Source organism: Kitasatospora sp. NPDC087861 (genome assembly GCF_044742585.1).
GTDB lineage: Bacteria > Actinomycetota > Actinomycetes > Streptomycetales > Streptomycetaceae > Kitasatospora.
Genome location: NZ_JBIUUS010000002.1, coordinates 313,116 through 337,691, shown reverse-complemented (window position 1 = coordinate 337,691; position 24,576 = coordinate 313,116). Strand labels below are relative to the sequence as shown.

Sequence of the window (24,576 nt, the reverse complement as noted above, 5' to 3'; positions counted from 1 at the left end):
CACTATCGGTCACCGGGGTCGGGGCGGACGAGTCATGATCGCGTTCTTCACCTGATGGAGTGAACTGACGGGGCTTGGACGGCAGTTGGCGTAAGGGCCCAGGTCAGGACGCCGGGGCGGTCGGCTGCCAGTCGGCGGGGCCGGCTGGTGGGAGGTGCCGGGGCAGACCGGGCGTCCAGCGCTTGGAGCCGTCGGGCAGGACGGCGAGGGCCTCGACGCCGGGGCGTCGGGCGGCCCATGCGAGCGCGCGGTCGGGGCCCATGGCGAAGGCGGCGGTGGCCCAGGCGTCGGTGTGGGCGATGCCGGTGCCGGGGGCGCCGACCAGGGTCAGCGAGGCGAGGCCGAGCGCCGGGCGGCCGGTGTGCGGGTCGAGGATGTGCGCACCGCGTTCGGCGGTGCCGGAGGTGGCCACCGCGAGGTCGTCGCCGCCCAGGACGGCGGCGAGCGAGTCCGGCCGCAGCGGGTGGGCGACGCCGATCCGCCAGGGCCCGCCGGCGGTCTGCACGTCCCCGCCGCCGCTGACGCAGTACTGCCGCGCCCCGGCGGCGCGCAGCAGAGCGGCCGCTTCCTCGACCGCCCAGCCCTTCACCCAGCCGCTGGGGTCGAGCCGGTCGCCGGGCCGCGCGGTGAAGTAGCCGTCGGTCTGCGCGGCGACCTCGCGACAGGCCGCCAGGACGGTGTGGACCTCGGGATCGCAGGCGGAGAGGGCGAGTTCGCCGCGGTCGAGGCGGCTGATGTCGCTGTCCGGCCGGTAGGGCGAGAACACCGCGTCGATCCGGTGCAGCCGGTCGGCGATCCGGCGCAGCACGGCCGGCGTGTCCGGGCCGGGATCGCGGACGGCGATCGAGAAGACGGTGCCCATGACGGGCTCGGCGTGGCGGAGCACCACGCCTCACCGCCCGGCGCGGTCGAGCGCGCTCTGCAGGGAACGGACGTAGCCGTCGCTGGTGAAGGTCGCGCCGCTGACCACGTCGACCTGGGCGCTCTGCGCGGCTATCGCCTCCTGGTTGAGCAGCGGCAGCGCGGTGCTGTTGATCGCGCGGTCCCGGCGGTCCTCGGTGGGGTACTTGACGACGTCGACGGCGGTGATCCGGCTGCCGGCGAGGGTGACCTCGACCTGGACCGGCCCGTAGCGGGTGTTCACGGCGTCGCCGGCGACCTTCCGGGTGCCGCCCGCACCGGACGCACCGCCCGCACCGGACGCGGCGGGTGCGGAGGCGGAGCCCGACGGCGCCGCGGAGGCGTCGGAGGCTCCCGAGGCGGCCCCGGAGGAGCCTGTGACAGCGCCTGACGAGCTGCCGGACCCGCCGGTGGAGCTGATCACCGGCGCGGGCCCGGCGGCGTCGTGCGGTTTGAGGGAGAGCAGCAGGACGACTCCGGCAGCGGTGGCGGCGCTGGTGACGACGGCTCGGCGCATGGGGGACTCCTCGGGGTCCGGAGGGGCGGGCGGATCAGGCGGGCGGATCGGGCGGGCGGATCGGGCGGGCGGATCGGGCGGTCCCGGCGGGTTCAGAGCACGAAGGACTCGCGGTGGATGCGCCCCGCCCGTATTCCGGCGGCCCGCAGCGAGCGGACGGCCTCCTCGGCCAGCGGGTCCGGCCCGCACAGGTAGACCTCGTGCTCGGCGAGGTCGGGGACGAGCCGGGCGAGCGCGGTGCCGAGGTCGCCGATCCGCTCCCGCGGGCCGACCAGTTCGTGCACCACGGCGCCCCGCCGCCGGGCGACCTCCGCCAGCTCGGCCCGGAACAGCACGTCCTCCGGGCGCCCGGCCCGCTGGACCAGGGTCAGCTCGCCCGGCAGCGTCTCGAACAGCGCCCGCAGCGGGGTGATCCCCACCCCCGCCCCGAGCAGCAGCACCCGGCGCCGCCGCTGCAGCCGCCCGGTGAACGCCCCGTACGGGCCCTCGGCGCGCACCGGGGTGCCAGGGCGCAGCGCTGCCACGGCGGCGCTGTGTCCGCCGAGGTCCTTGACCGTGAAGCGCAGGAAGTCCGGGCGCGGCGGCGCGGACAGCGAGTACGGGTTGGCGGCCCACCGCAGGCCGGGCGCCTGGAACTGCAGGCGGAAGAACTGGCCCGGCTCGGCCCGGAGTTCGTCCAGCCGCCGGCCGGTCAGGAAGAGCGACACCACGCCCGGCCCCTCCGGCCGGACCTCGGCCACCCGCAGGCGGTGCCGGCGGTCGAGCAGCCACGGCCGCGCCAGCCGGTACCAGCCGAGCAGGGCGGCGGTGCCGAGGTAGAGGGCGTACCAGGCGGCGCGGGCCGGGCCGTCGCCGAGGTCGGCGCCGGTGGCCAGCTGGTGGCCGAAGGCCAGCGCCACCGCGAGGTAGGTGGCCAGGTGCAGGTAGTACCAGGCCTCGTACGAGAAGCGGCGCCGGGCGGCCCGGGCGGACACCGCGCCGGTGCCCAGCATCAGCAGGGTGGCCAGCGAGGCCTTGAGCATCTCGGGGTAGTGGAAGACGAGCTCGACGCCCTCGCCGAGCAGGCCGCGACCGTCCGTCAGCGCGTACCCCCAGACGATCGACAGCACGTGCGCCGTCACCAGGGCCACCAGCCAGCGTCCGCCGAAGGCGTGCCAGCGGGCCAGCCGGTCGGCGCCGACGCCGCGCTCCAGCAGCGGGAGCCGCGCCATCAGCAGGAGCAGCACCGGCGCCGCGTACCCGGCGAGCAGACCGGTGATCCGGCCCGCCCCGGTCAGCCAGGCGGCCGCGCCGGCGACCACCGGGGTGTCGAACCACCACAGCGCGAGGACGCCGAGCGCGCCGGCGACGATCAGGCACAGCACTGCGGCCGGCCGGGCGGCGGCCGGGCGGCGGGGAGCCGCCCGGTGCGTGCGGGCGGCGGGTCTCGGCGGGGCGGCGGTGGCCATCGGGATCCTCCTTCGGGCCCGGCGGGCGAGCACCGCCGGGGCGCACCACGATCGCAGCCGAACCTCTGAACCGGCTCTGAACCGGGCCCGCCGCCTTCACCCCTCTCGGGCACGTCGTCGCAGGTCAGCGTGGCTGTGACGGCCGCCACGGGCGGCCCGGGGTCTCACGGCCTTCTCATCAGGGACGGGCAGGATGAACCCGGCCGACCACGCGCACCGAGGGAGCACCATGGACGACAGCGCCGACCGGCGGGACTGGCGGGTCCTCGTCGTCGATGACGAACCGGACCTGGTGGAGGTGGTCTGCGGCGCGGTCCGCTACGAGGGCTGGCAGGCGGTGGGCGAGACCACCGGTCTGGCCGCCGTACGGGCCGCGGCGGCCTGGCGCCCGCACGCCGTGGTGCTCGACATGATGCTTCCCGACCTCGACGGCATGGAGGTGCTGCGCCGCATCCATACCGAGCAGCCCGAGGTCCGGGTGCTCTTCCTCACCGCCCGGGACGCCGTCGAGGACCGGATCGCAGGCATCGCGGCGGGCGGCGACGACTACGTGACCAAGCCGTTCAGCCTGGCCGAGGTGGTGGTCCGGCTGCGCGGACTGCTGCGCCGCGCCGCCCCGCCGGGGGCGTCGCGGCAGCCGCCCGCGCACGCCCTGGTGCTCGGCGACCTCGTCCTCGACGACCAGGCCCGCGAGGTCACCCGGGGCGGCGAGGTGATCGACCTCAGCCCGACCGAGTACGCGCTGCTCGCCCACCTCATGCACCACCCGCGGCAGGTGCTCAGCAAGGCGCAGATCCTGGACGCCGTCTGGTCGTACGACTTCGGCGGGCAGGCGCACGTGGTCGAGCTGTACATCAGCTATCTGCGCAAGAAGCTGGACGCGGGCCGGACGCCGATGATCCACACGGTGCGCGGCGCCGGCTACCTGATCAAGGCGGCCCCGTGAGCGGCGGCCCGGTGAACGGCGGCCCGGTGAACGGCGGCCCCGCGAGCGGCGGCCCGGTCGCGCGCACGCCGCGGGCCCGGGCCGCCCGGCTGCTGCCGCGTACGCTGCGGGCCCGGCTGATCGCCGGCCTGCTGGTGCTGCTGGTGGTCACCTGCGCCGCGGTCGGCCTCGCCACCACGGCGGCGCTGCACCACTTCCTGGTGGACCGCCTGGACCAGCAGCTCGCCGACTCCGGCGGCCGCTACGCCGCCAGCCTGGAACACGCCGGCCAGGGCGGCGGCACCGACACCCGGGCGCAGACCCCGGGCACCCTGGGCGTCCGGCTGCTCGACGGCCGGGCCACCGCGGCGGGCGTGGTCGACGGGGACGCCGACGATGCGGACTGGCCCAACGCCGACGACCGGGTGACGCTCTCACCGGCCGCGCAGCAGGCGCTGGCCGCACTGCCGGTCGGCGGACCGGCCCGAAGCGTCGACCTGGGCCGGGTGCAGGGCCACTACCGGGTGCGCGCGGTGGCCGGCCGGGACGGTGACGTGCTGGTCAGCGGTCTGCCGCTGCGCCCGGCCGAGGACACCGTGGAACGGCTGGCGACCCTGGAGCTGACCGTCTTCGCGATCGCCGTGGCCGGCGCCTGGGCGGCCGGCGCGATCTGGGTCCGCTGGTCGCTGCGCCCGCTGGGGCGGGTGGTGGGTACGGCCGAGCGGGTCGCCGCGCTGCCGCTCGCCAGCGGCGCCGTCACGCTGATCGAGCGGGTGCCGGACGACGACCCGCGCACGGAGGTCGGCCGGGTCGGCGCGGCGCTCAACCGGATGCTCGGCCACGTCGGCGACGCCCTGGCCCGCCGGCACGCGGTCGAGGAGCGGCTGCGGGCGTTCGCCGCCGACGCCAGCCACGAGTTGCGCACCCCCGTCGCGGCGGTCCGCGGCCACGCCGAACTCGCGCTGCGCCACCCCGGTGCGGTGCCCGGGCCGGTGCGGCACTCGCTGGAGCGGATCGACGCCGAGGCGGTGCGGATGGGGGCGATCGTCGAGGACCTGCTGCTGCTCGCCCGCTTGGACGCCGGGCGGCCGCTGGCCGCCGCGGAGGTGGACCTGACCCGGATCGCGCTGAGCGCGGTGGCCGACGCGCGGGCGGCCGGGCCCGAGCACCGGTGGCGCCTGGCACTGCCCGAGGAGCCGGTGCTGGTCCGCGGGGACGAGCACCGGCTGAGCCAGGTGGTGGTCAACCTGCTGGCGAACGCCCGTACCCACACCCCGCCCGGTACCGAGGTCGAGCTGAGCCTGGAGCGCGCGGGGCAGGAGGTGCGGCTGGCCGTCGCCGACGACGGCCCGGGGATCGCGCCGGAGCTGGCGGAGCGGATGTTCGAGCGGTTCGTCCGGGGGGACCGGGCGCGCTCGCGCTCGACCGGGTCGACCGGACTCGGCCTGTCGATCGTGCGTGCGGTGGTCCGGGCGCACGGCGGCGAGGTGGACGCGGCCAGCCGGCCGGGTCGCACCGTGTTCACGGTCCGGCTGCCGACCTGACCCCGGGCCGCGGCGCTTCGGGCGCGGTGGTGCGGAAGCGGTGGCGGTACTCGGTCGGGGTGGTGTCGAGGCGGCGGCGGAAGGCGCGGACCAGGGTGTCCGGGGTGCCGAACCCGCAGTCGGTGGCGATGCGGTCGAGCGTGGCGTCGGTGGATTCGAGCTGGTGGCGGGCGAGTTCGACCCGCGCCGACTCGATGTAGGCGCTCGGGGTGGCGCCCAGCTCGGTCTTGAAGATCCGGGTCAACTGCCGCTCGCTGACGTGGGCGTGGGCGGCGAGGTCGGGGACGGTGAGCCGGCCGGTGAGGTTGCGCAGGATGTGGTGGCGCAGCTCCTCGACCCGCCGGGTGGTGGAGACGGGTTCCAGCGGGACGCTGAACTGGCTCTGGCCGCTGGGGCGTTTGAGGTACATCACGAGCTGGCGGGCGACGCGCAGGGCGAGGGCCTCGCCGAAGTCCTCGGCGACCAGGGCGAGGGAGAGGTCGAGGCAGGCGCTGATGCCCGCGCCCGTCCAGACGTCGCCCTCGCGGATGAAGATCGGGTCGGCGTCGACCTGGATCTCCGGGTACTCGGCGGCGAGTTGCGCCGCGGTCGACCAGTGGGTGGTGGCGCGCTTGCCGTCGAGGAGTCCGGCGGCGGCGAGCAGGTGCGCGCCGACGCAGACCGAGGCGACCCGGCGCGAGCGACCGGCGAGCCTGCGCACCCAGTCGACCACGGCCGGGTCGGTGAGCGGGTGGACGCGGCGCAGGTCGTCCACCTCGACGGCGCCGGGCACCAGCAGGGTGTCGATGCCGCCCGCGGCGGCCTCGTCGAAGGTGAGGTTGGGCAGGATCCGCACGCCGGCGGCGGTGGTGACCGGGTCCGCCGTCGCGGCGGCGAGGACGACGCGGTAGCCGGTCGCGTCGTCGGTCTCCCGCCGGACCAGGGAGAACACCTCGGGCGGCCCGGTGACGTCGAGCAGGTCGACGCCCTCGAACAGGACGATGACGATCAGGCGTTGCGCGGCGTCCACGGCCCCCACCAGCTCTGGCCGACCCCCGTCGGCCCTCGATGTCGGAATCTGCATGTTAGACGGCATTGCCGACATCCGGCGAGCGGCCGTAGCGTTCCGGAGGCGGGCCGCCGCAGCCCTCGCAGCCGCCGCCCGCCCCGTTCCCCGTACCGAACCGAAGGTGGTGCCCCCATGCCCACGACGACCCTGCGCGCCCTGAACGGCCTCGACGAGACGCCCGCCGTGCTCGCCGCGTCCACGCTGATCCTGATCGACTACCAGAACACCTACACGCGCGGCGTGATGGAGCTGGAGGGCTGGCAGGAGGCGCTCGACGCGGCCGCGGCCCTGCTGGCCCGGGCACGCGAGGCGGGTGCCGAGGTCATCCACGTGATCAACGACGGCGGCGCGGGCACCCCGTACGACATCCGTGCCGAGATCGGGCAGATCCACCCCGCCGTGGCGGCGGCCGAGGGCGAGCCCGTCGTCGTCAAGCAGGCCCCGGACGCCTTCGTCGGCACCGACCTGGGCACCCTGCTCGACGAGGCCGGCCACAAGGACGTCGTGGTCGCCGGCTTCATGACCCACATGTGCGTGGCCTTCACCACGGCGGGCGCCTTCCTGCGCGGCAACCGTCCGACCGTCGTCGCCGACGCCTGCGCGACCCGCCCGCTCCCCTCGACGGGCGCCCAGGTGACCGCCGCCCAGCTCCACGCCGGCGCCCTCGCGACGATCGGCGACCTGTACGGCGTGGTCGTGGAGTCGCAGGCCTCGCTGGGCTGAACCGCCGCCGCCGCTGGGGCCTGCGGGGGAGGCCCCAGCAGCGGCAGGCCCCGGCGGCGGGAGGTCAGGACGACGGGCGGCAGAGCAGCGCGTCCGGGACTCCGGCGTGCAGCCGGCGCCAGGTGAAGGCGACACCCGCGACGTACTCGTTCGAGGCGCACTGCCCCTTGTCGGAGCCGGGCGCCCAGTCGCTGGCCGCCGAGTCGGAGCCGGTGGTGGCCGGCGGCCGGTCTGTACGCGGTCACCCGAGATCCGCACAGCCGCGCCCGGCCCGGCAGTCCGCCGATCCGTCCCGTCCGACCCCTGGACGAATAGCTCTCACTGAGAGCTAACATCGGAGGTATGGGTGCGACACCGGAAACGCTCACTTCTGCACCGGCCCCCGACCTCCGCCCGGTCGACGACCCCGGTGCGACCGACGAACTCTCCGCCCTGCTGGTCGGGATCCAGCGCCTGGTCCGGCGCCGGCTGCGACAGGGCCTGACCGAGCCGAGGCTGCGCGGGGCGCAGGTCGAACTGCTGCGCCTGGTCATCGACGCGCCGGGGCTGCGGGTGTCCGACGCGGCCGAGGAACTGTGCCTGGCCGGCAACTCCGTCTCCACGCTGGTCAACCAGCTGGTCTCGCTGGGGCTGCTGCGCCGCGAGGTGGACCCGGCCGACCGCCGGGCCGCCCTGCTGTACGCGACCGGTGAGGCCGTCGAACGCCTCGACGTCTGGCGGGCCCGCCGCACCGCACTGGTCGGGGAGGTGGTGGCCGGGCTGCCCGCCGAGGACCGGGCGGCGCTGGCGGCCGCGCTGCCCGCCCTGCGTGGGGTGGCGGCGGGCCTGCGCAACCCGCCGGGAGAGGAGAAACGATGACGTCCGCCGAGAACGGCGTCGGCGAGGCGGTGGTCTGCCGGGGTCTGGAGTACACCTTCCACCACGGGCGCGGAAAGGGCGCGAGCACCAGGGCCGTCGACGGCGTCGACCTGACCGTGCACACCGGCGAGGTCTTCGGCCTGCTGGGCCCCAACGGCGCGGGCAAGACCACCGCGATCCGCGCGATCACCACGCTGCTCCCGGTCCGCGCCGGCATGGTGCGGGTCTTCGGCCACGACCCGGCCCGGCAGCGCATGGAGGTCCGACGACTGCTCGGCTACGTGCCGCAGCAGCTCTCCGCGGACTCCGGACTGACCGGCCGCGAGAACGTCGCGCTGTTCGCCCGCGTCTTCGACGTGCCGCACGCCGAGCGCCGCGAGCGGGTCTCCCAGGCGCTGGCCGCCGTGGACCTCACCGACGCGGCCGACCGGATGGCCGGCACCTACTCCGGCGGCATGGTGCGCCGCCTGGAACTCGCCCAGGCCCTGGTCAGCGCCCCGCGTCTGCTGGTCATGGACGAGCCCACCATCGGCCTGGACCCGATCGCCCGCACCGGCGTGTGGGAGTGCGTCGACGCGGTCCGGCAGGCGACCGGGATGACCGTACTGGTCACCACCCACTACATGGACGAGGCCGACTGGTACTGCGACCGGCTCGCCCTCATGGACCACGGCCGGATCCGCGCGCTCGGCACCCCGGAGGAGCTCAAGGCCCAGGTCCGCGAGCAGGACCCGCAGCAGACCGCCCCCAGCCTGGACGATGTGTTCCGCCACTTCGCGGGCCGCGACCTGGCCCGCAACGAGTCCTCGGAAGGAGAGTTCAGCGATGTCCGCCGCACCCGCCGCACCGCCTCCCGCGTCCGCTGAGCCCCCGGGCCCCGCCGTCCGCACCGGCACCGGCACCGGCACCGGTGCCGGTGCCGCGACCGCGACCGCGACCGCCGTCCGCCCCGACCTCGGCCTGCTGCTCGTCCCGCCGCGCGCCCGCACCGGCTGGCGGCTGGTGCCGGCCCGGGTGCTGGCGATGTGCACGGTCGAGCTGCAGAAGCTGCGCCACGACCGCACCGAGCTCTACACCCGGGCCGTGCAGCCGGCGCTGTGGCTGCTGATCTTCGGCGAGACCTTCACCCGGCTCAAGGCCATCCCGACCGGCGGCATCCCCTACCTGGACTACCTGGCCCCCGGGATCATCGCCCAGTCCGCGATGTTCATCGCGATCTTCTACGGCATCATGATCATCTGGGAGCGGGACTCCGGGGTGCTCACCAAACTGCTGGTCACCCCGACCCCGCGCGCCGCACTGGTGACCGGCAAGGCCTTCGCCGCCGGGGTGAAGGCGGTGATCCAGGCCGTCGTCGTGGTGGTGATCGCCGCCCTGCTCGGGGTCGCGATGACCTGGAACCCGCTGCGGCTGCTCGGCGTCGTGGTCGCGGTGCTGCTCGGCTCGGCCTTCTTCTCCTGCCTCTCGATGACCATCGCCGGCATCGTGCTCACCCGCGACCGCCTGATGGGCATCGGCCAGGCCATCACCATGCCGCTCTTCTTCGGTTCCAACGCCCTCTACCCGGTGGACCTGATGCCCGGCTGGCTCCAGGCCGTCAGCCGCGCCAACCCCCTCAGCTACCAGGTCGACGCCCTCCGCGGCCTCCTGATCGGCACCCGCGCCAACCTCCCGCTGGACTTCGCCGTTCTCACCGGGGCCACCGTCCTCGGCATCACCGCAGCCTCCGCTCTCCTCGCCCGCCTCGCCCGCTGACCCCCACCCCGTCCACCCCGTCTCGGCCCCCGCGACCGCACGTCAGCTGCGCGGCTGGCGGGGGAGGGGGAGGGTGAGGGCCTCGGGGGAGGTGGGCGGGAGGGCGAGCGCGGAGGCGGTCTCGGCGGGGAGGGGGCGCAGGCCGAGGAGGGCGGTGGCGAGGTGGGTGGTGGCGCGGTGCCAGTCGGGGATGCGCTGGAGCATGGCGTGGCCGCTGCCGGTGACGGTGTAGCCGCAGACGCGAGCGCCGGCGGCCCGGCTGCGGGCGGCGAAGGCGCGGGTCTCGGCGGGCGGGGTGACCTTGTCGCGGTCGCCGTGCAGCAGCAGGACGTCCCGGTCGGCCAGGTGCTCGCAGGGGTCCTCGGGCGGGCACCAGGGGGCGAGCGCGACCAGGCCGGTGACGGCCGGGTGCCCGCCGGCCCGCAGGGCCGCGCGCCCGCCCATCGAGTGCCCGACCAGGACGGTCGGCACCCCGCCCAGCTCCCGGGCCAGCTCGTCGAGTGCGGCGAGGGCGTCCTGGGCGGCGTCGGCGCGCTGCCCGTTCCAGCCCCGGTGGCGGTAGCGGACGGTACCGACGGCCACGTCGGCGCCGGCGGTGTCCCTGGACAGGGAGCGCAGGAAGCCGTGCATCCGCAGCAGCGGCAGGTTGATCGGCCCGGGCCGGGAGAAATTGTGCTCCTCGCCGCCGTGCAGCACCAGGACGGCGGCGCGCGGCGCCTCGGGCCGCACCCGCCAGCGCAGGGCCGGGTGCGCGGTCGCCGCGCTGCCGGTCGCCGTACCGCCGGTCGCCGTACCGCCGTCCACCGTTTCGCCGCTCACACCCGCACCGTCCTGTCCCACCCCGTCCCGCCCCCTTGACCGCCACTTTACGCGTGGTGTCGACGGGGCCGTTCACCCGAGGGGAGCAGCCCGGGGACCAGGTGCGCGCGGGCCGGGCGGGGGGCTGCTATCCACGAAGGGTGGGGGGCAGCGCGCGCCGCTCGTGGCGCCGCGTCGCCGAGTGGAGGACTCCGTGGCTCAGCAGCTCGCACTCTCCGTGGACTTCGGGTCGGGTTTCACCGACGCCTGGTCCAAGATCGCGAAATTCATCCCGCAGTTCATCGCCTTCCTGGCGATCCTGGTCATCGGCTGGTTCGTGGCGAAGGCCATCGCCAAGGTGCTGGACCGGGTGCTGCGCCGGGTCGGCTCGGAGAAGGTCGCCGAGCGGGCCGGGATGACTCGCTATCTGAGCGGGTCGAAGTACGACATGACCGGCATCATCTGCAAGATCGTCTACTACGTGGTCCTGCTGATGGCGTTGCAGCTGGCGTTCGGGGTCTTCGGTCCCAACCCGATCAGCGTGATGATCCACAGCATCGTGGCCTGGCTGCCCAAGGGCATCGTGGCGGTCGTGATCGTGGTGGTCGCGATGGCCATCGCCAACGGCGTGCGGGACATCGTGGGCAACGCGCTCTCCGGCGCCTCGTACGGCCGGGCGGTCTCCCGGATCGCCTGGGCGTTCATCGTCGCGCTCGGTGTCATCGCGGCGCTCGGCCAGGCCGGGATCGCCACCGCGATCACCGGTCCGGTGCTGATCGCGGCGCTCGCCACGATCACCGGCGTGCTGGTGGTCGGCGTCGGCGGCGGTCTGATCATGCCGATGCGCCAGCGCTGGGAGCGCTGGCTGGACAACGCCGAGCAGGAGAGCGCCAAGCTGCGCGGCAGCGCCTACCAGGCGGGCCGGGCGGACGCCCTGGCCAACCAGCCGGTTCGGCCGACCACCCAGGCCACCCCGCCCGCGCCGGGCATCGATCCGGGTCGCCCGGGCGACCAGCCGAGCTGACCGACCCGGCGGCCCGGCGGGTCAGGCCCGCAGCAGGCCGTCCTCGCGCACCAGCCAGCAGACCGCGGTCAGCCGGATCACCGCGTAGTCGTACCCCACCGGCTCCCGCCAGCCGATCTCGGTGAGCGCGTCGAGGAAGCCCAGCGCGTAGTCCGACAGTTCCTCACGGTCCAGGGGCCGGGGCGTCAGCTCCGGCCCCTGCGCGTACAGCAGTTCCCGCAGCATCGCGGCGTGCTGGTCGACCGCCGCGACGAAGCCGGGTTCGAAGGCGAACTCGGCCAGCCGGGGCGTGAACGCGGCGACGATGCCGGGCAGCGGGCAGCCGGCCGGCTCGTCGGGGGAGCGCCGGAAGGACTCGTCGGGGGTGGCGAACATCCGTCCACCGTAGGCGAGCAGGGCGGCGGGACCGGCGGGCTGTGACGGTTCCGTGCTGAGACCTTGGCCACCTTCGGCAGGTTCGGCGGCTTGGCCGGATCTCTGCGCCGATCACCGGGTGGTCTGTACCAGAATGGCCCGTATGGATCTCCGCATCTTCACCGAACCGCAGCAGGGCGCGAGCTACGACACCCTTCTGACGGTCGCCCGCGCCGCCGAGGACCTGGGTGCCTTCAGCGCGTTCTTCCGCTCCGACCACTACCTGAAGATGGGCGACGCCGACGGCCTGCCCGGGCCGACCGACGCCTGGATCACCCTGGCCGGCCTCGCCCGCGAAACCCGCACCATCCGCCTCGGCACCCTGATGACCGCCGCCACCTTCCGCCTCCCCGGCGTCACCGCGATCCAGGTCGCCCAGGTGGACGCGATGAGCGGCGGCCGGGTCGAGTTCGGCCTCGGCGCCGGCTGGTACGAGGCCGAGCACGCCGCCTACGGCATCCCCTTCCCGAAGGAGAAGTTCGGTCGGCTGGAGGAGCAGCTGGCGATCATCACCGGCCTGTGGAACACCAAGTTCGGCGAGACCTTCGACTTCGCCGGGGAGTACTACACGCTGACCGACTCGCCCGCGCTGCCCAAGCCGGCCCAGGACCGGATCCCGGTGCTGATCGGCGGGCTCGGCCCGAAGCGGACCCCGGCGCTGGCCGCCCGCTTCGCCGACGAGTTCAACCTGCCGTTCGCCTCGGTCGAGGACAGCACCGCCCAGTTCGGCCGCGTCAGGGCCGCTGTCGAGCAGGCCGGGCGTTCGGCCGAGGACCTGGTGTACTCCAACGCGCTGGTCGCCTGCGTCGGCCGGGACGACGCCGAGGTGGCCCGCCGGGCGGCCGTGATCGGCCGGGACGTCGACGAGCTGAAGGCCAACGGCCTGGCCGGCACCCCGGAGGAGGTCGCCGAGAGGATCGGCCGGTACGCGGCGGTCGGCAGCGAGCGGATCTACCTGCAGATCCTGGACCTGGACGACCTCGACCACCTGGAGCTCATCGCCTCCCGGGTCGCCCCGCAGCTCGGCTGACCGACCGGGTTCCCGCCGCGGCGGTCCGTACCCGGCGACCAGCGGTCTTTACTCGCCCTTGGGAATGCGTAATGCTCCAAGGGGAGGAACGACGGGGGGAGGACCGGTGGCCAGGACGAGAACGGTGGAGGCGGCGGCACCACGGGTGCCGCCGCCTCGCGCCGCCGCCGAGCAGGCCGAGCAGGCGGTACGGGCCGAGCGTGTTGAGCGGGCCGAGCGTGCGGCACGAATCGAGCCGATGGAGCGGGCGGTGCGGGTGCAGCCCGGCCTGCACGACCTGCGGCCCGGCCCCGCCCCGGCGGCGCTGCACTACCCGGCCGGCGACCTGCTGATCGTCTCCGGGCTCCCCGGCGGCGGCAAGAGCACCCTGATGCGCCGCTGTGTGCGCGCCCCGCTGGTCGACTCCCAGCTGGTCCGCGAGGAGTACGCGGCCAGACTGCCCGGCCGCCTCCCGTACGCCTGGTACCGCCCGCTGGCGCGGATCGCGCACTACCGGCGGCTGCGGCGCGCGGTGCTGGCCGGCGGGCCGCTCGCGGTGCACGACTGCGGCTCGCTGCCCTGGGTGCGGGCCTGGCTGACCCGTACCGCCGCCCGGCAGGGCCGCCGGGTCCACCTGCTGCTGCTGGACGTCGACCCGGCCGAGGCGCGGGAGGGCCAGCAGAGCCGGGGCCAGAGCGTCTCCGGCTACGCCTTCGCCCGGCACCGGGCCGCCGTCGACCGGCTGCGGCGCGGGCTCACGGCGGCGGAGGGGCCGCCGGACGGGTGTGCGTCGGCCGTGGTACTCGACCGGGCCGCCGCGCGCGCCCTACGGGAGATCGTCTTCGTCGCGTCGTAGTCTCGGCGAATCCGCGCCGAGCCGGGCGGGCCCGGCGGACGTCCTCGGGCGGGGCGCGGCCGACACTCCCTCAACTCCCCTGTCAGGAGCGCAGATGCGCCGTACTGCCCGGGCGCGTTCGCGTGCCCCCCGCCTGTTCCCCTGTGCCGCCGCGCTGGTCGCGGCCGCAGGCCTCGGCCAGCTCGCCGCCCCGCCCCCGCACTCCGCCGCCGCGACCGCCACCGCGGCCTGCGCAGGGTCCGACTCCGACGCCGGCTCCGACGCCGCCGCCCGCAAGCCGGCCGGCAGCCAGGCCGGGCGGGACCCGAACGCCGTCACCGCCGCCGAGGCCCGCGCGATGCAGGCGGACCTCGACCACCGGCTCGCCCAGCTCTCCTCCGCCCACGCCCGGATCGGTGCCCCGACGACCGTCCCGGTCTTCGTCCACGTGATCCACGCCGGAGACACCGGCCGGCTCGACGGGGGCGTCGTCGCCGCCCAGATCGGCCGCCTCAACGCCGCCTACGGGGGCCAGGGCGACGGCAACACCCCCAGCCGGTTCCACTTCGAGCTGGCCGGCACCGACTACACCGACAACGCCTCCTGGTACAACGGCATCACCCCCGGCTCCTCGGCCGAGCAGGCGATGAAGAGCGCGCTGCGCAGGGGCGGGGCGGGCACCCTCAACCTCTACACCGCCAAGCTCGGCCAGTCCCTGCTCGGCTGGTCGACCTTCCCGAGCGCCTACCGTTCGAACCCCGCGGACGACGGCGTGGTCCTCCTCGACGCCTCGCTGCCGGGCGGCTCCGCCACCCACTACAACGAGGGCAACACCGCCACCCACGAGATCGGCCACTGGCTCGGCCTCTTCCACACCTTCCAGGGCGGCTGCCTGCCCCCGGGGGACTACGTGGACGACACCACGCCCGAGCGCACCGCCGCCTTCGGCTGCCCCGAGGGCCGCCACACCTGCACCGGTCCCGGACTGGACCCGATCCACAACTTCATGGACTACAGCTATGACTCCTGCATGACCCAGTTCACCCCCGGGCAGGTCCAGCGGATGTCCGACTCCTGGGCCGCGTACCGGAGTTGAGTCAGCAGAAGGTGTCGACGTGGCGCAGTACCCGGCCGTCGCCCGCGCGCTCCCGGGGTGGCGGGGCGGCGAGGAGGTCGGCGAATCCGCCGGTACGGCGGCGCGGCTTGCCCGGCATCCGGGCATTCTCGAAGAACCTGCATTCTCGAAGAACCTCAGACCGAACGGGCCTGCTGCGCTCGATCTGAATGTGAAATGCGATCGCAGCGTGGCAAATACCGGCTGCACAGCCGATTTGATCTATGTTCGGGGTGTCGGGACCGAGTAGGAGTCCGAGCAGGAACAGAGCGCTAAGGAGTGACGCCATGAGTGCCAACCCCCGGATCGTCGTCGGCGTGGACGGCTCGCCCGCCTCGGAGCAGGCGCTGCGTTGGGCGGTGGACTACGCGCGGGCCGTCGGCGGGACCATCAACGCGATCGCCGCCTGGGAGTACCCGGCGTTCTACGGCTGGGCCGGGGCGGGCGTGCCCACGGCCGAGGCCTTCAACCCCGAGGAACTGGCCGGCAAGACCCTCTCCGACACCGTCGTCAAGGTGGTCGGCGACGACCCGGGCGTGCGGATCAGCGAGAGCGTGATGCCCGGCAACGCCGCGCAGGCCCTGCTGGCGGCCGCCAAGGGCGCCGCGCTGCTCGTCGTCGGCAGCCGCGGCCTCGGCGGCTTCTCCGGCGTGCTGCTCGGCTCGGTCAGCCGCCACCTCACCGAGCATGCGCCCTGCCCGGTCGTCGTCGTCCGCGAGGGCCAGGCACCCGCGGCCGAGTAGCCGGTAGCCCTCGGCCGGGTGGCCCACGGCAGGGCCGCCCGCGCTCCCGTCGGGCCGCCGCGCGGAGGAGGATGGAGGCATGCCAGAAGGTGACTCCGTCTACCGTGCGGCGGCCCGGCTGCACGACACCCTCGCCGGACAGGTGCTGACCAGTGCCGACCTGCGGGTGCCCGCGCACGCCACGGCCGCGCTCGGCGGCCGCCGGGTGCTGGAGGTCGCCCCGCGCGGCAAGCACCTGCTCACCCGCCTCGAAGGCGGCCTCACCCTGCACACCCACCTGCGGATGGACGGCCGCTGGGAGGTCTACCGGCCCGGCGAGCGCTGGGCGGCCGGCCCCGCCTGGCAGATCCGCGCCATCCTCGGCACCGACCGGGGCACCGCCGTCGGCTACCGGCTGCCCGTCGTCGAACTGCTGCGCACCGCCGACGAGCAGCGCGCCGTCGGCCATCTCGGCCCCGACCTGCTCGGCCCCGACTGGGACCCGGTCGAGGCCGTCCGCCGACTGCTCGCCCACCCCGGCCGCCCGGTCGCCGAGGCGCTGCTCGACCAGCGCAACCTGGCCGGCATCGGCAACGTCTACGCGGCCGAGCTGTGCTACCTGGCCGGCGTCACCCCGTGGACCGAAGTCGGCCAACTCCCGTGCCCCGACCGGCTGGTGGAGCTGGCCCGGGAACTCCTCGACGCCAACCGGCTGCGCCCCGGCCACATCACCACCGGCGACACCAGACGCGGCCACCAGCACTGGGTCCATGGCCGGGCCGGCCGCCCCTGCCCGCGCTGCGGCACCCTCGTCCGGACCGCTCGCCAGGGCACGCCCCCGCAGGACCGGGTGGCGTACTGGTGCCCCTACTGCCAGCGCGGGCCGGCGCCGGCCGGTTCGGCCGGTTCGCCCTTCAGGTCCGCTCGACCAGGGCCGGGTGGCGCGGGTCGTCCACCCGTACGGTGACGTCGGCGGCCTCGGCCGGGCCGGTCTCCGCCTCGTAGCGGGCGAAGGCGGGCAGCGTCCACTGCTGGTCGGCGGGCATGCGGCGGGCCAGGGCGGTCGGGGTGAGCGCCAGATGGACGGTCAGCTCCAGCGGCAGCCAGCGGCCGAGCAACAGGGCGCCGTCCAGCAACAGCACGCCGCCGGGCGGCAGTTCGGTGTACGGCACGCGGGTCGAGCGGTCCGTCGCCGGGTCGCGGAGCGAGGACAGGACGCGGCCGCTGCCGCCGGGCTCCAGCGGGTCCAGCACCTCGCGCAGCAGGGCGCTGTCGTCCAGCCAGAGGTCGTGGAAGGCGTCCGCGTCCTGGTGGCCGTACTCCAGGCGGATCGAGGCCGGGCGCAGGAAGCCCGCCGCCGACACCCGCAGCGCGGGGCGCCCGCGCAGCCGCAGCGGCTCCACCAGGGCGTCGGCGAGCAGGTCGGGGCGGGCGGGCCCGGCGCCGTCCACCGCCACCCGCAGCCACCGCCGGCCGGCGCCGGGCAGCGCGGTGATGCGGTCGGCGAGCAGTTCGGCCAGCCGTTCGGGGGAGATCGGGCGTACCTGCATCAGGCCATCCTGCCGTGCCGGGCGGGCGTTCGGGTGAGTCGGTCGGGTGGGCCGTTCACGTGGGGCGGTCAGGTGGGTCGGTCAGGTGAGCGGGAGGGCGTGCAGGACGTCGTCGTGGCCGGCGTACAGGTGGCCCGCGTCGGCGGCGAGGGACCAGACGTCCTTGCCGGGGCCGGAGTCGCGGAAGGTCCAGCGCGGCCGGCCGTTCGCGGTGTCGATCGCGCAGACCCCGGCGGCGGCCGGGCCGGGGACGAACAGCGTGCCGCCGACCACCAGCGGGTGGCTGCGGCTGTCCAGCAGGAACGGCAGCCGGTACGACCACTGCAGGGCGCCGGTGGCCGCGTCGTGCCCGGTGACCAGGCCGTTGTCGCGCGGGAGGTAGATCCGCGGGCCGTCGGGGACCGGGGGCATCGCCCGCCACGACTCGTCCCGGGCGGGGGAGACCGTCCAGGCCGGCTCGCCGGTCGGGCGCAGCGCGCGGACGCCGGCGCCTTCGGGGACGTAGACGTTCGCCGGGCCGCAGATGCACCAGCGCAGGTCCTCGGCGGTCGCCTTCCACAGCTCCCGGCCGTCGGCGGCGTCCCGGACCACCAGCTCGGCGCGGCCGCCCAGGTTGCGCACGTACGGGATGCGGCCGCCGGGGGCCGTGACCGGACCGACCGGCTGCTCGTCCCGGTCGGTGGGGAGGTTCCAGAGCACCGAGCGGTCCGAGATCCGGATCGCGAAGATGCGGTTCTTCACCGTGGCGGACTTCTCCCACCCCGGGCTCCAGGCGTAGCCGTACAGGGTGTCGTCGTCGCAGCCGGCCAGGTGGAGGGAGCCCTGCAGATCGTCGGGCAGCGGCAGGCTCCAGTCGGCGGCGGGGTCGCTGAGGTGGCGGGAGTCGAGGTGGCCGGGGGAGGTCGTGGTGAACATCCTGTCCGGCCCCAGCACCACCTTCGGCAGCAGCTCCAGATCGCTCGGCCAGTCCCTGCTCGGCGCCTCGAAGGTCAGCAGCCGGGCGGCGGCGCCGGTGGCCGGGTCCACGACCTGGAGCCCGGCCCGGGAGAGGAACACCGGCCCGGTCGTGCGGCCGGCCAGCCGCTCGGGCGTCATCGCCTCCGGCCCCCGGTACGTCCACACCGGGGTCGGCCCGGACAGCGGGGTCGGCTGCGGTTTCGGCGGCGGAGCCGGCTGGTCCGCACCTGAACGGCCGAACGCCCACACCGCCCCGCCCGCCGCCAGCACCCCGGCGCCCGCCAGCAGCCCGCGCCGGCTCAGCCGCGGCCCGTCGCCGCCCCCGCCGACCACGTCCTCGGGGGCCTGCGCGACGCCGTCCGCCTCCCCGTCCCACCGCCACGACGCCTCGCGCACGGGTCCCTCGGACGATGGCGACTGCATACCGGCTCCCGCTTCCCCCCGGGGCGCCCCTCGCGCCACCACCCGCCCGGAGGATATCGAACAGGCCCCGGACCACCCGAAACCGCCGCGGTGAGCCGGGTGTACCGGGCGGGGGAGTCGTTCACCGGGCCGGTCGGGGCCGTGCTGCCGGACGCGGTGGAGGCCGACCTCTCCGGGCTGTGCGCCGTCAGCCGTTCGGGGGGTGGTCGGCGAGGTCGGCGAGGACGTCGGCGTGGCAGGGGAGCGGGGCGCACCAGCAGCCGAGGCGGTGACCGCGCAGCGCTGGGACGAGGGCGAGCAGGTCGGGGCGGGCGAGGAGGTGGGCGCGGTACTTGACGACCATCTGCTCGCGGGTGAGGTCGGGGCCGGGCCGGTAGGGGCAGTGCAGCGGCGAGTCGGGCAGGTGCCAGCCGCCGCGGTGCATGGCGCGGCCGACGTAGACGACGTCGGCGTAGGCGGGGTCGTCGCGGTGGCCCTTGAGGTTGACCACGGTGGTGCGGCCGGGGTTGCGCGGCATGCCGTCCATGCTGGCGCACGCGGGGTGGGCGGGCACCCCGGGCCGGAGGCCGGCCGCCCGGGGCTCGCCTTGACACGCCCCTGGGCCCGGCGTAGCAAAAGAGCATGCGCCATCCGCACGCGGAGGGCCGTGCCCGGGCGGTGCGGCCCGACCCGCACCGGCCGCAGGAGCCCGACGCCGCCCCGGCGGACCACGAGCGGGACGACCTGCTGACGGGCGCCGTCCGCAGGGCGCTCGGCGACACCGGAGCGTACGGCGTGATGCTGTACCTGCGCTCGCGGGACGGGCGTTCGCTGGTGATCTGCACGATCGCGGGCGTACCGCTGTCGATCATGAGCCCGTTCCGGCGGATCGCCGCCGCCGGGCCGCTGCCGGTCGCGGTCTGCTTCCGCACCGGGCGGACGATCATCCTCTCCGACACCGAGGACACCATGCGGCGCTTCCCGCAGCTCGCGGTCGGCATGCCGTACGACTTCGCCTCCGCCTGCGTGCCGGTGGCGAGCGGGGGGGAGCGGTTCGGGGTGATCAGCGCGCTCTGGCCGGCCTCGGCCGAGGGCGTGCCGGAGGGCGCCCCGCGGCGGCTGGTGGAGGTGGCCGAGCGGCTGGCCGCCGGGCTGGCGGGGCTGGTGGCAAGCGGGCACCCGGTGGAGCCCGGCGCCGACGCGGCCGTGGTCGAGCTGCCGTCGCCGTCCGCGCCGACCATCCGGGTCGGGTTGTTCGACTGGAACGTCGCCACCGGGGCGCTGGCCGCCGACGAGCAGTTCCGGACGATCTTCGGCTTCGGCCCCGGCGAGTTCGACGGCACGGTGGCCTCGCTGGCAGCCCGGATCGCCCCCGGAGACCGGCCCGAGTTCCGGTCCGCCGCCCGGATCGCGCTGGTCCGGGGCGAGGTGCTGGCGGCCAGGGTCCGGGTGCTCGGGCCGGACGGCCACCCGTACCCGGTGGAGCTCTGGGCGCGCGTGCCCGCCATCAGCGACGGCCGTACCCACCTGGTCGGCGCCGTGCTGGACGCCCGCACCCTCACCGCCGCCGCGGCCGCCGTCGAGCGGCTGCGCGACGGCGTCTTCTCGCTCGACCCGGACGGCCGGATCAGCTACGCCAACCGCAGCGCCGAGCCGCTGCTGCAGGCGCGCCGCGAGGACCTGGTCGGCCACCACCCGTGGCACGCGCTGTCCTGGCTCGCCGACCCGTTCTACGAGAACCGCTACCGGGCCGCCCTGCTCTCCCAGCAGCCCACCGCCTTCCTGGCCCTCCGCCCGCCGGGCAGCTGGCTCGCCTTCTCGCTCTACCCCGACGCGCACGGCGTCACCGGCCGGGTGGTGGCCGCCGGGCCCCCGCCGGGTACGGCCGAGCCGCCGGCCACCGTCCCGCCCGGTGTCCGGTCCGACCTGCCGACCGGCGTCGGCGGCACCTACCACCTGCTCCAGCTCGCCAGCGCGCTCACCGAGGCCGTCAGCGTGCGGGACGTCTGCCGGGTGGTGGCCGAGGAGATCCTGCCGGCCTTCGGCGGCCAGGAGCTCGCCATCTACGGGGTGCGCGACAAGCACCTGCACCTGGTCTCGCAGAGCGGCTACCCCGAGGGCTTCCTGGACCGCTTCGAGGGCACCCCGGTCGGCGCCCGCATCCCGGGCGCGGAGACGCTGAGCACCGGCACCCCGATCTTCTTCGAGTCGGTCCAGGAACTCGCCGCCGCCTACCCCGACATCGCGCTCGACGAGATGGGCGCCTGGGCCTTCCTGCCGCTGATCGCCTCCGGCCACCCGGTCGGCAGCTGCATCCTCGGCTTCGACCGGCCGCGCCCCTTCACCGCCGAGGACCGCGGCCTGCTCACCGCGCTCGGCGGCTTCATCGCCCAGGCGCTGGAGCGGGCCCGGCTGTACGACGCCGAGTTCGCCCTGGCCCGCGGCCTGCAGCACGCGTTGCTGCCGCACCGGCTCCCGGACGTGCCCGGTATCCGGATCACCGCCCGCTACCTGCCCGGCACCCAGGGCATGGAGATCGGCGGCGACTGGTACGACGCGATCGTCACCGGCGGGGACGTCACCCTGGTGATCGGCGACGTCGAGGGCCACAGCGTCGGCGCGGCCGCCGCCATGGGCCAGCTGCGCAGCGCCGTCCGCGCCTTCGCCACCACCGACGACCCGCCCGGCCAGGTGCTCTGCCGTACCAACCGGCTCCTCCTGGACCTCGACCCCGGCCTGCTCGCCAGCTGCTGCCTGGTCCGCCTCACCCCCGCCGACGGCTCCGTCCGGATCGCCCGGGCCGGGCACCTGCCGCCGGTGCTGCGCCACCCGGACGGACGGGCCGAGGCGCTCGACGTGCCGGGCGGGGCGCTGCTGGGCGTGGACGACGAGGCCGAGTACCCGGTCAGCGAGCTGTGCCTGGCGCCCGGCTCGGTGCTCGCGCTGTACACGGACGGGCTGGTGGAGGACCCGGCGGTGGCGATCGACCAAGGGGTGGACCGGCTGCGGGCCGCGCTCGCGCGCGGCGGGGCGGACGGGCCGGAGGACCTGGAGGGCCTGGCGGAGCGGGTGCTGCGCGAGGTCGGCCCGTCGCACCGGGTGGACGACGTGGCGCTGCTGCTCACGGCTTTCGGCTGAGGACCGGGCCGGGCGAGGGCCGGGCCCGGCCCGGCAGCGGCGACTTTCGTCGGGGGCGGCGGCGACGAACGGTGGCGGCGGCCGGGTCGAGCGGCCCGCTAGCCTCGACGGGTGGATGCGATGGCACGGGCCTGGAAGAAGGCGGTACGGACGGCGTTCCCGGGGCCCTGGCCGCCCCGGCGGGTGGTGGGCCAGAGCGCGCTCGCACTGCTGATGGGCGGGGTCGCGGCCCTGCTGGAGGCGGCCGCCGGCTCCGGCCTGGCGGTGCCGGTCGGGCTCGGGGCGGCACTGCTGTGGGTGCTGCGTCCGGCGTTCCCGGCCCCCGTGCTGATGCTCGCCGCGGCCGCGACCGGCGACTCGCTCGGGACGTTGCCGCTGCTGGTCTGCGCGGGCTGGACGGTCGGGGCCCGGATGCGCCGGGTCGGCGCGCTGGTCGGCACCTTCGCGGTGAGCTGGGTGCTGTTCACCGTGACCGGGGTGCTGAAGGACGCCGGTTCAGCCTCGCCCAAGCTGATCTTCGGGCTCTCGCTCGGCGCCTTCCTGCTGGTCGCGGTGCTGCCCGCGCTCTGGGGCCGCTACCGGGCGCAGCGCCGCGCCCTGCTGGACGCGCTGCGCGAGCGCAACGACCAGTTGCTGCGCGAGCGCGTCATGGTGGTGCACCAGGCGCGGCTGCGCGAGCGGCACCGGATCGCCCAGGACATGCACGACAGCCTCGGCCACCAGCTCGCGCTGATCTCCGTGCACTCCGGCGCGCTGGAGGTGGACCGTACGCTCAGCGACCGGCAGCGGGAGGCGGTCGGGGTGCTGCGGCAGGCGGCGGTCGCGGCGATGCGGGAGCTGCGCGAGGTGGTCGGCGTGCTGCACGACGAGTCGACGGCGGTGCCGCCGGCGACGGGTGCGGCGCCGGTGCGGGGCGGGGTGGACGGGATCGAGGGGCTGGTGGAGTCCTCGCGGGCGGCCGGGGTGGAGGTCACCTTCTCCCGGGAGGGCGAGCGGCGCCCGCTGGCCGCGGCGGTCGATCACGCGGCGTACCGGGTCGTGCAGGAGGCGCTCACCAACGCGCACAAGCACGCCCCCGGCGCACCGATCGCCGTCGCGCTCCGGTACGAGCCGGACGCGCTGGTGGTGGAGGTCGTCAATCCGTGCGCGCCGGAGCTCGTGGGCGCGCGCGTCGGCGCGGGACCGGCGGTCAGCGGCGGCCAGGGGCTGACCGGTCTGCGCGAGCGGGCCCGGCTGGTCGGCGGCATGGTGCACGCCGGTCCGACGCCCGAGCAGGGCTTCCGGCTGGCCGGCGTGCTGCCGTACGAGGGGGCGGAGGGCGCGGGCGACGGCGGCGCGGGGGCGGGGATCGCCGGGGTCGACGACTGGGTGCTGCACGGCCTGCCGCCGGTGGACGGGGAGCGCGACGGGCGGCGCAGCCCGGCGATCGGCTGCGCGGTCGGGGTGGGGGTGGTCGGGCTGACCGTGCTGGGGCTGCTGATCTGGGGCGTGCTGGCCTTCGTCCAGGGCACCGACGACGCGACGGTGCAGAAGCCGGTGTACGACGAGATGCAGATCGGTACGCCGGAGGCCGATGTGCTGCGCCGGCTGCCCCCGGGAAGCGACTTCTTCACCGAGGGCTACCGGGGCACCGGGCCGACGCCGCCGGAGGGCGCGGACTGCCGCTGGTACCTGTCCAGCGACCTCAGCGAGACCTGGGGCCAGGACAACGTCGTGCGGTTCTGCTTCAAGGACGGTGTGCTGGTGGACAAGGAGCACTACCTCACGAAGTCCTGACCGGGTGGAACGCCCCGTTCGGCCGGGATGTGAGGATGGTGCTCCTGCCGCAGCACCGTTCGAGGGGAATGACCAGCCGTGATCCGAGTCCTCGTCGCCGACGACGAGCCGCTCATCCGGGCCGGGATCAGGATGATCCTGGGCTCCGCCACCGACATCGAGGTGGTCGCCGAGGCCGCCGACGGCCGGGAGGCGTTGGAGCTGGCGCGGGCGCACCGGGTGGACGTGGTGCTGCTGGACATCCAGATGCCGGTGATGGACGGGCTGACGGCGCTCGGGGAGCTGCCGAAGGTCGCGCCCGGCGCGCGGGCGCTGATTCTCACCACCTTCGGGGAGCGCGAGAACGTCCTGCGCGCCGTGACCGAGGGCGGCGCCGGATTCCTGCTCAAGGACACCGCGCCGCACGAGTTGATCCAGGCGGTGCGTGCGGCGGCCGGTGGGAACGCCTTCCTCTCCCCGGCCGCCACCCGGCACATCGTCGACTCGCTGGCCTCCGGGCGCAGCGGTTCGGTGGCCGCCCGCGGCGCGGCGGCCCGGCGCCGGCTGGAGGTGCTCACCGCCCGTGAGCTGGAGGTATTGGCGCTGCTCGGTGAGGGTCTGTCCAACGCCGACGCGGGGGCGCGGATCCACATGAGCGAGGCGACGGTGAAGACCTACGTCAGCCGGATCCTGGCCAAGCTGGGCTGCGAGAACCGGGTGCAGGCGGCGCTGCTGGCGCGGGACGCGGAGCTTGGCGGCCGGGACTGAGCGTGTCGCTTCGATGACGGAGCGTAGCGGGTGTGGCGGATGCCACCCGGCGGCGGTGTGGAACGGGGAACTCCGGGTTCGGTGGTGACGGTGTGTCGTCACATGATTGCCGATTGTTGATGGTGTGCGCGACTTCACGGATGGACAGATGTGAGTGCGGGCACGGGAATTGACCATTTGATCTTGAAAATATGGTCAAACCTGGTCGAACTGGACGCAGTTCCTTGATCGATACCGCCGGTAACAGTCAACTGACCTGCGGGGAGCAAGAATTGCTTGCTGCACCCCGGGGTGGCCCGTAGCTTCATTGGCGGTGCAACGAGCACCACCCGGGTTCACCCCGACGCACGGCCCGCCGACTGACCCCCGGCG

Annotated in this window: 24 protein-coding genes; 15 read left to right on the top strand and 9 right to left on the bottom strand. The window is 75.3% G+C overall.

The window, feature by feature from the left end; genetic code table 11:
• Nucleotides 1-103: 103 nt before the first annotated feature.
• From ACIOJE_RS04210 to ACIOJE_RS04200, 3 genes are all read right to left on the bottom strand, one after another.
• A complete protein-coding gene (locus ACIOJE_RS04210; protein WP_280681599.1) occupies nt 104-862 on the bottom strand; it encodes an FAD:protein FMN transferase in 759 nt (252 codons plus the stop codon).
• 30 nt (nt 863-892) lie between these two features.
• A complete protein-coding gene (locus ACIOJE_RS04205) occupies nt 893-1,417 on the bottom strand; it encodes an FMN-binding protein (protein WP_280681467.1) in 525 nt (174 codons plus the stop codon).
• A gap of 92 nt (nt 1,418-1,509) precedes the next feature.
• The gene (locus ACIOJE_RS04200) at nt 1,510-2,865 is read right to left on the bottom strand and encodes a ferric reductase-like transmembrane domain-containing protein (protein WP_400773182.1); all 1,356 of its coding nucleotides are present in this window, start codon (nt 2,863-2,865) and stop codon (nt 1,510-1,512) included.
• A gap of 229 nt (nt 2,866-3,094) precedes the next feature.
• On the opposite strand from ACIOJE_RS04200, the gene ACIOJE_RS04195 reads away from it, so the two are divergent.
• Entirely contained in the window at nt 3,095-3,811 is a 717-nt protein-coding gene (locus tag ACIOJE_RS04195) for a response regulator transcription factor (RefSeq protein ID WP_400773181.1), read from the top strand.
• Nucleotides 3,812-3,900: 89 nt separating this feature from the next.
• A complete protein-coding gene (locus ACIOJE_RS04190; RefSeq protein ID WP_400773413.1) occupies nt 3,901-5,334 on the top strand; it encodes a sensor histidine kinase in 1,434 nt (477 codons plus the stop codon).
• On the opposite strand, the gene ACIOJE_RS04185 is transcribed toward ACIOJE_RS04190, so the two are convergent.
• The gene (locus ACIOJE_RS04185; protein WP_400773179.1) at nt 5,312-6,343 is read right to left on the bottom strand and encodes a GlxA family transcriptional regulator; all 1,032 of its coding nucleotides are present in this window, start codon (nt 6,341-6,343) and stop codon (nt 5,312-5,314) included. The genes ACIOJE_RS04190 and ACIOJE_RS04185 overlap by 23 nt on opposite strands.
• Before the next feature lie 171 nt (nt 6,344-6,514).
• On the opposite strand from ACIOJE_RS04185, the gene ACIOJE_RS04180 reads away from it, so the two are divergent.
• The 4 genes from ACIOJE_RS04180 to ACIOJE_RS04165 all read left to right on the top strand — a co-directional run bounded on the left by ACIOJE_RS04180 (nt 6,515) and on the right by ACIOJE_RS04165 (nt 9,718).
• Nucleotides 6,515-7,105 carry an isochorismatase family protein gene (locus ACIOJE_RS04180; RefSeq protein ID WP_400773177.1) on the top strand — a complete coding sequence of 197 codons (591 nt, stop codon included), beginning with the start codon at nt 6,515-6,517 and terminating at the stop codon, nt 7,103-7,105.
• A 342-nt stretch (nt 7,106-7,447) separates the two neighbouring features.
• The gene (locus ACIOJE_RS04175; RefSeq protein ID WP_280681448.1) at nt 7,448-7,963 is read left to right on the top strand and encodes a MarR family winged helix-turn-helix transcriptional regulator; all 516 of its coding nucleotides are present in this window, start codon (nt 7,448-7,450) and stop codon (nt 7,961-7,963) included.
• Entirely contained in the window at nt 7,960-8,829 is an 870-nt protein-coding gene (locus tag ACIOJE_RS04170; RefSeq protein ID WP_400773175.1) for an ABC transporter ATP-binding protein, read from the top strand. The genes ACIOJE_RS04175 and ACIOJE_RS04170 overlap by 4 nt, the downstream gene beginning before the upstream one ends.
• Entirely contained in the window at nt 8,789-9,718 is a 930-nt protein-coding gene (locus tag ACIOJE_RS04165; protein WP_400773173.1) for an ABC transporter permease, read from the top strand. The genes ACIOJE_RS04170 and ACIOJE_RS04165 overlap by 41 nt, the downstream gene beginning before the upstream one ends.
• A gap of 42 nt (nt 9,719-9,760) precedes the next feature.
• Here the strand turns inward: ACIOJE_RS04165 and ACIOJE_RS04160 are convergent, their stop codons facing one another.
• The gene (locus ACIOJE_RS04160) at nt 9,761-10,537 is read right to left on the bottom strand and encodes an alpha/beta hydrolase (RefSeq protein WP_400773172.1); all 777 of its coding nucleotides are present in this window, start codon (nt 10,535-10,537) and stop codon (nt 9,761-9,763) included.
• Between the two features lie 193 nt (nt 10,538-10,730).
• Between ACIOJE_RS04160 and ACIOJE_RS04155 the strand changes: the two genes are divergently transcribed.
• A complete protein-coding gene (locus ACIOJE_RS04155; protein WP_400773171.1) occupies nt 10,731-11,540 on the top strand; it encodes a hypothetical protein in 810 nt (269 codons plus the stop codon).
• A gap of 21 nt (nt 11,541-11,561) precedes the next feature.
• Here the strand turns inward: ACIOJE_RS04155 and ACIOJE_RS04150 are convergent, their stop codons facing one another.
• Nucleotides 11,562-11,915: a DUF6401 family natural product biosynthesis protein gene (locus ACIOJE_RS04150; protein WP_280681437.1), complete on the bottom strand. Its 354-nt coding sequence runs from the start codon at nt 11,913-11,915 to the stop codon at nt 11,562-11,564.
• Nucleotides 11,916-12,057: 142 nt separating this feature from the next.
• On the opposite strand from ACIOJE_RS04150, the gene ACIOJE_RS04145 reads away from it, so the two are divergent.
• From ACIOJE_RS04145 to ACIOJE_RS04125, 5 genes are all read left to right on the top strand, one after another.
• Nucleotides 12,058-12,984, top strand: coding sequence for an LLM class F420-dependent oxidoreductase (locus tag ACIOJE_RS04145; RefSeq protein ID WP_400773169.1), 927 nt, complete (start codon nt 12,058-12,060; stop codon nt 12,982-12,984).
• Between the two features lie 106 nt (nt 12,985-13,090).
• Nucleotides 13,091-13,819, top strand: coding sequence for an AAA family ATPase (locus tag ACIOJE_RS04140; RefSeq protein WP_400773167.1), 729 nt, complete (start codon nt 13,091-13,093; stop codon nt 13,817-13,819).
• 94 nt (nt 13,820-13,913) lie between these two features.
• On the top strand, nt 13,914-14,894 hold the full coding sequence (locus ACIOJE_RS04135) for a zinc metalloprotease (RefSeq protein WP_400773165.1): 981 nt from the start codon (nt 13,914-13,916) through the stop codon (nt 14,892-14,894).
• A 305-nt stretch (nt 14,895-15,199) separates the two neighbouring features.
• Nucleotides 15,200-15,655, top strand: a complete 456-nt coding sequence (locus tag ACIOJE_RS04130) for a universal stress protein (RefSeq protein WP_400773163.1) — start codon at nt 15,200-15,202, stop codon at nt 15,653-15,655.
• A gap of 79 nt (nt 15,656-15,734) precedes the next feature.
• The gene (locus ACIOJE_RS04125) at nt 15,735-16,601 is read left to right on the top strand and encodes a DNA-formamidopyrimidine glycosylase family protein (protein ID WP_400773162.1); all 867 of its coding nucleotides are present in this window, start codon (nt 15,735-15,737) and stop codon (nt 16,599-16,601) included.
• On the opposite strand, the gene ACIOJE_RS04120 is transcribed toward ACIOJE_RS04125, so the two are convergent.
• From ACIOJE_RS04120 to ACIOJE_RS04110, 3 genes are all read right to left on the bottom strand, one after another.
• Nucleotides 16,549-17,184: a uridine kinase gene (locus ACIOJE_RS04120; protein ID WP_400773160.1), complete on the bottom strand. Its 636-nt coding sequence runs from the start codon at nt 17,182-17,184 to the stop codon at nt 16,549-16,551. The genes ACIOJE_RS04125 and ACIOJE_RS04120 overlap by 53 nt on opposite strands.
• Nucleotides 17,185-17,265: 81 nt before the next feature.
• The gene (locus tag ACIOJE_RS04115; protein ID WP_280681423.1) at nt 17,266-18,564 is read right to left on the bottom strand and encodes a PQQ-binding-like beta-propeller repeat protein; all 1,299 of its coding nucleotides are present in this window, start codon (nt 18,562-18,564) and stop codon (nt 17,266-17,268) included.
• Nucleotides 18,565-18,751: 187 nt separating this feature from the next.
• Nucleotides 18,752-19,081 carry a DUF4326 domain-containing protein gene (locus ACIOJE_RS04110; RefSeq protein ID WP_280681421.1) on the bottom strand — a complete coding sequence of 110 codons (330 nt, stop codon included), beginning with the start codon at nt 19,079-19,081 and terminating at the stop codon, nt 18,752-18,754.
• 104 nt (nt 19,082-19,185) lie between these two features.
• On the opposite strand from ACIOJE_RS04110, the gene ACIOJE_RS04105 reads away from it, so the two are divergent.
• From ACIOJE_RS04105 to ACIOJE_RS04095, 3 genes are all read left to right on the top strand, one after another.
• On the top strand, nt 19,186-21,681 hold the full coding sequence (locus ACIOJE_RS04105) for a SpoIIE family protein phosphatase (RefSeq protein WP_400773158.1): 2,496 nt from the start codon (nt 19,186-19,188) through the stop codon (nt 21,679-21,681).
• Nucleotides 21,682-21,801: 120 nt separating this feature from the next.
• Nucleotides 21,802-23,457, top strand: a complete 1,656-nt coding sequence (locus tag ACIOJE_RS04100; RefSeq protein ID WP_400773411.1) for a sensor histidine kinase — start codon at nt 21,802-21,804, stop codon at nt 23,455-23,457.
• A gap of 78 nt (nt 23,458-23,535) precedes the next feature.
• Nucleotides 23,536-24,204 carry a response regulator transcription factor gene (locus tag ACIOJE_RS04095; RefSeq protein WP_280681417.1) on the top strand — a complete coding sequence of 223 codons (669 nt, stop codon included), beginning with the start codon at nt 23,536-23,538 and terminating at the stop codon, nt 24,202-24,204.
• The last annotated feature ends 372 nt before the right edge of the window (nt 24,205-24,576 follow it).

Bases quoted from the DNA above. Each gene is read 5' to 3' on its own strand.
- ACIOJE_RS04125 (WP_400773162.1), top strand. From the start codon at position 15,735: ATGCCAGAAGGTGACTCCGTCTACCGTGCGGCGGCCCGGCTGCACGAC.
- ACIOJE_RS04165 (WP_400773173.1), top strand. From the start codon at position 8,789: ATGTCCGCCGCACCCGCCGCACCGCCTCCCGCGTCCGCTGAGCCCCCG.
- ACIOJE_RS04115 (WP_280681423.1), bottom strand. From the start codon at position 18,564: ATGCAGTCGCCATCGTCCGAGGGACCCGTGCGCGAGGCGTCGTGGCGG.
- ACIOJE_RS04205 (WP_280681467.1), bottom strand. From the start codon at position 1,417: ATGCGCCGAGCCGTCGTCACCAGCGCCGCCACCGCTGCCGGAGTCGTC.
- ACIOJE_RS04195 (WP_400773181.1), top strand. From the start codon at position 3,095: ATGGACGACAGCGCCGACCGGCGGGACTGGCGGGTCCTCGTCGTCGAT.
- ACIOJE_RS04170 (WP_400773175.1), top strand. From the start codon at position 7,960: ATGACGTCCGCCGAGAACGGCGTCGGCGAGGCGGTGGTCTGCCGGGGT.
- ACIOJE_RS04110 (WP_280681421.1), bottom strand. From the start codon at position 19,081: ATGCCGCGCAACCCCGGCCGCACCACCGTGGTCAACCTCAAGGGCCAC.
- ACIOJE_RS04145 (WP_400773169.1), top strand. From the start codon at position 12,058: ATGGATCTCCGCATCTTCACCGAACCGCAGCAGGGCGCGAGCTACGAC.
- ACIOJE_RS04200 (WP_400773182.1), bottom strand. From the start codon at position 2,865: ATGGCCACCGCCGCCCCGCCGAGACCCGCCGCCCGCACGCACCGGGCG.
- ACIOJE_RS04150 (WP_280681437.1), bottom strand. From the start codon at position 11,915: ATGTTCGCCACCCCCGACGAGTCCTTCCGGCGCTCCCCCGACGAGCCG.
- ACIOJE_RS04100 (WP_400773411.1), top strand. From the start codon at position 21,802: ATGGCACGGGCCTGGAAGAAGGCGGTACGGACGGCGTTCCCGGGGCCC.
- ACIOJE_RS04105 (WP_400773158.1), top strand. From the start codon at position 19,186: ATGCGCCATCCGCACGCGGAGGGCCGTGCCCGGGCGGTGCGGCCCGAC.
- ACIOJE_RS04180 (WP_400773177.1), top strand. From the start codon at position 6,515: ATGCCCACGACGACCCTGCGCGCCCTGAACGGCCTCGACGAGACGCCC.
- ACIOJE_RS04210 (WP_280681599.1), bottom strand. From the start codon at position 862: ATGGGCACCGTCTTCTCGATCGCCGTCCGCGATCCCGGCCCGGACACG.
- ACIOJE_RS04130 (WP_400773163.1), top strand. From the start codon at position 15,200: ATGAGTGCCAACCCCCGGATCGTCGTCGGCGTGGACGGCTCGCCCGCC.
- ACIOJE_RS04135 (WP_400773165.1), top strand. From the start codon at position 13,914: ATGCGCCGTACTGCCCGGGCGCGTTCGCGTGCCCCCCGCCTGTTCCCC.
- ACIOJE_RS04175 (WP_280681448.1), top strand. From the start codon at position 7,448: ATGGGTGCGACACCGGAAACGCTCACTTCTGCACCGGCCCCCGACCTC.
- ACIOJE_RS04120 (WP_400773160.1), bottom strand. From the start codon at position 17,184: ATGCAGGTACGCCCGATCTCCCCCGAACGGCTGGCCGAACTGCTCGCC.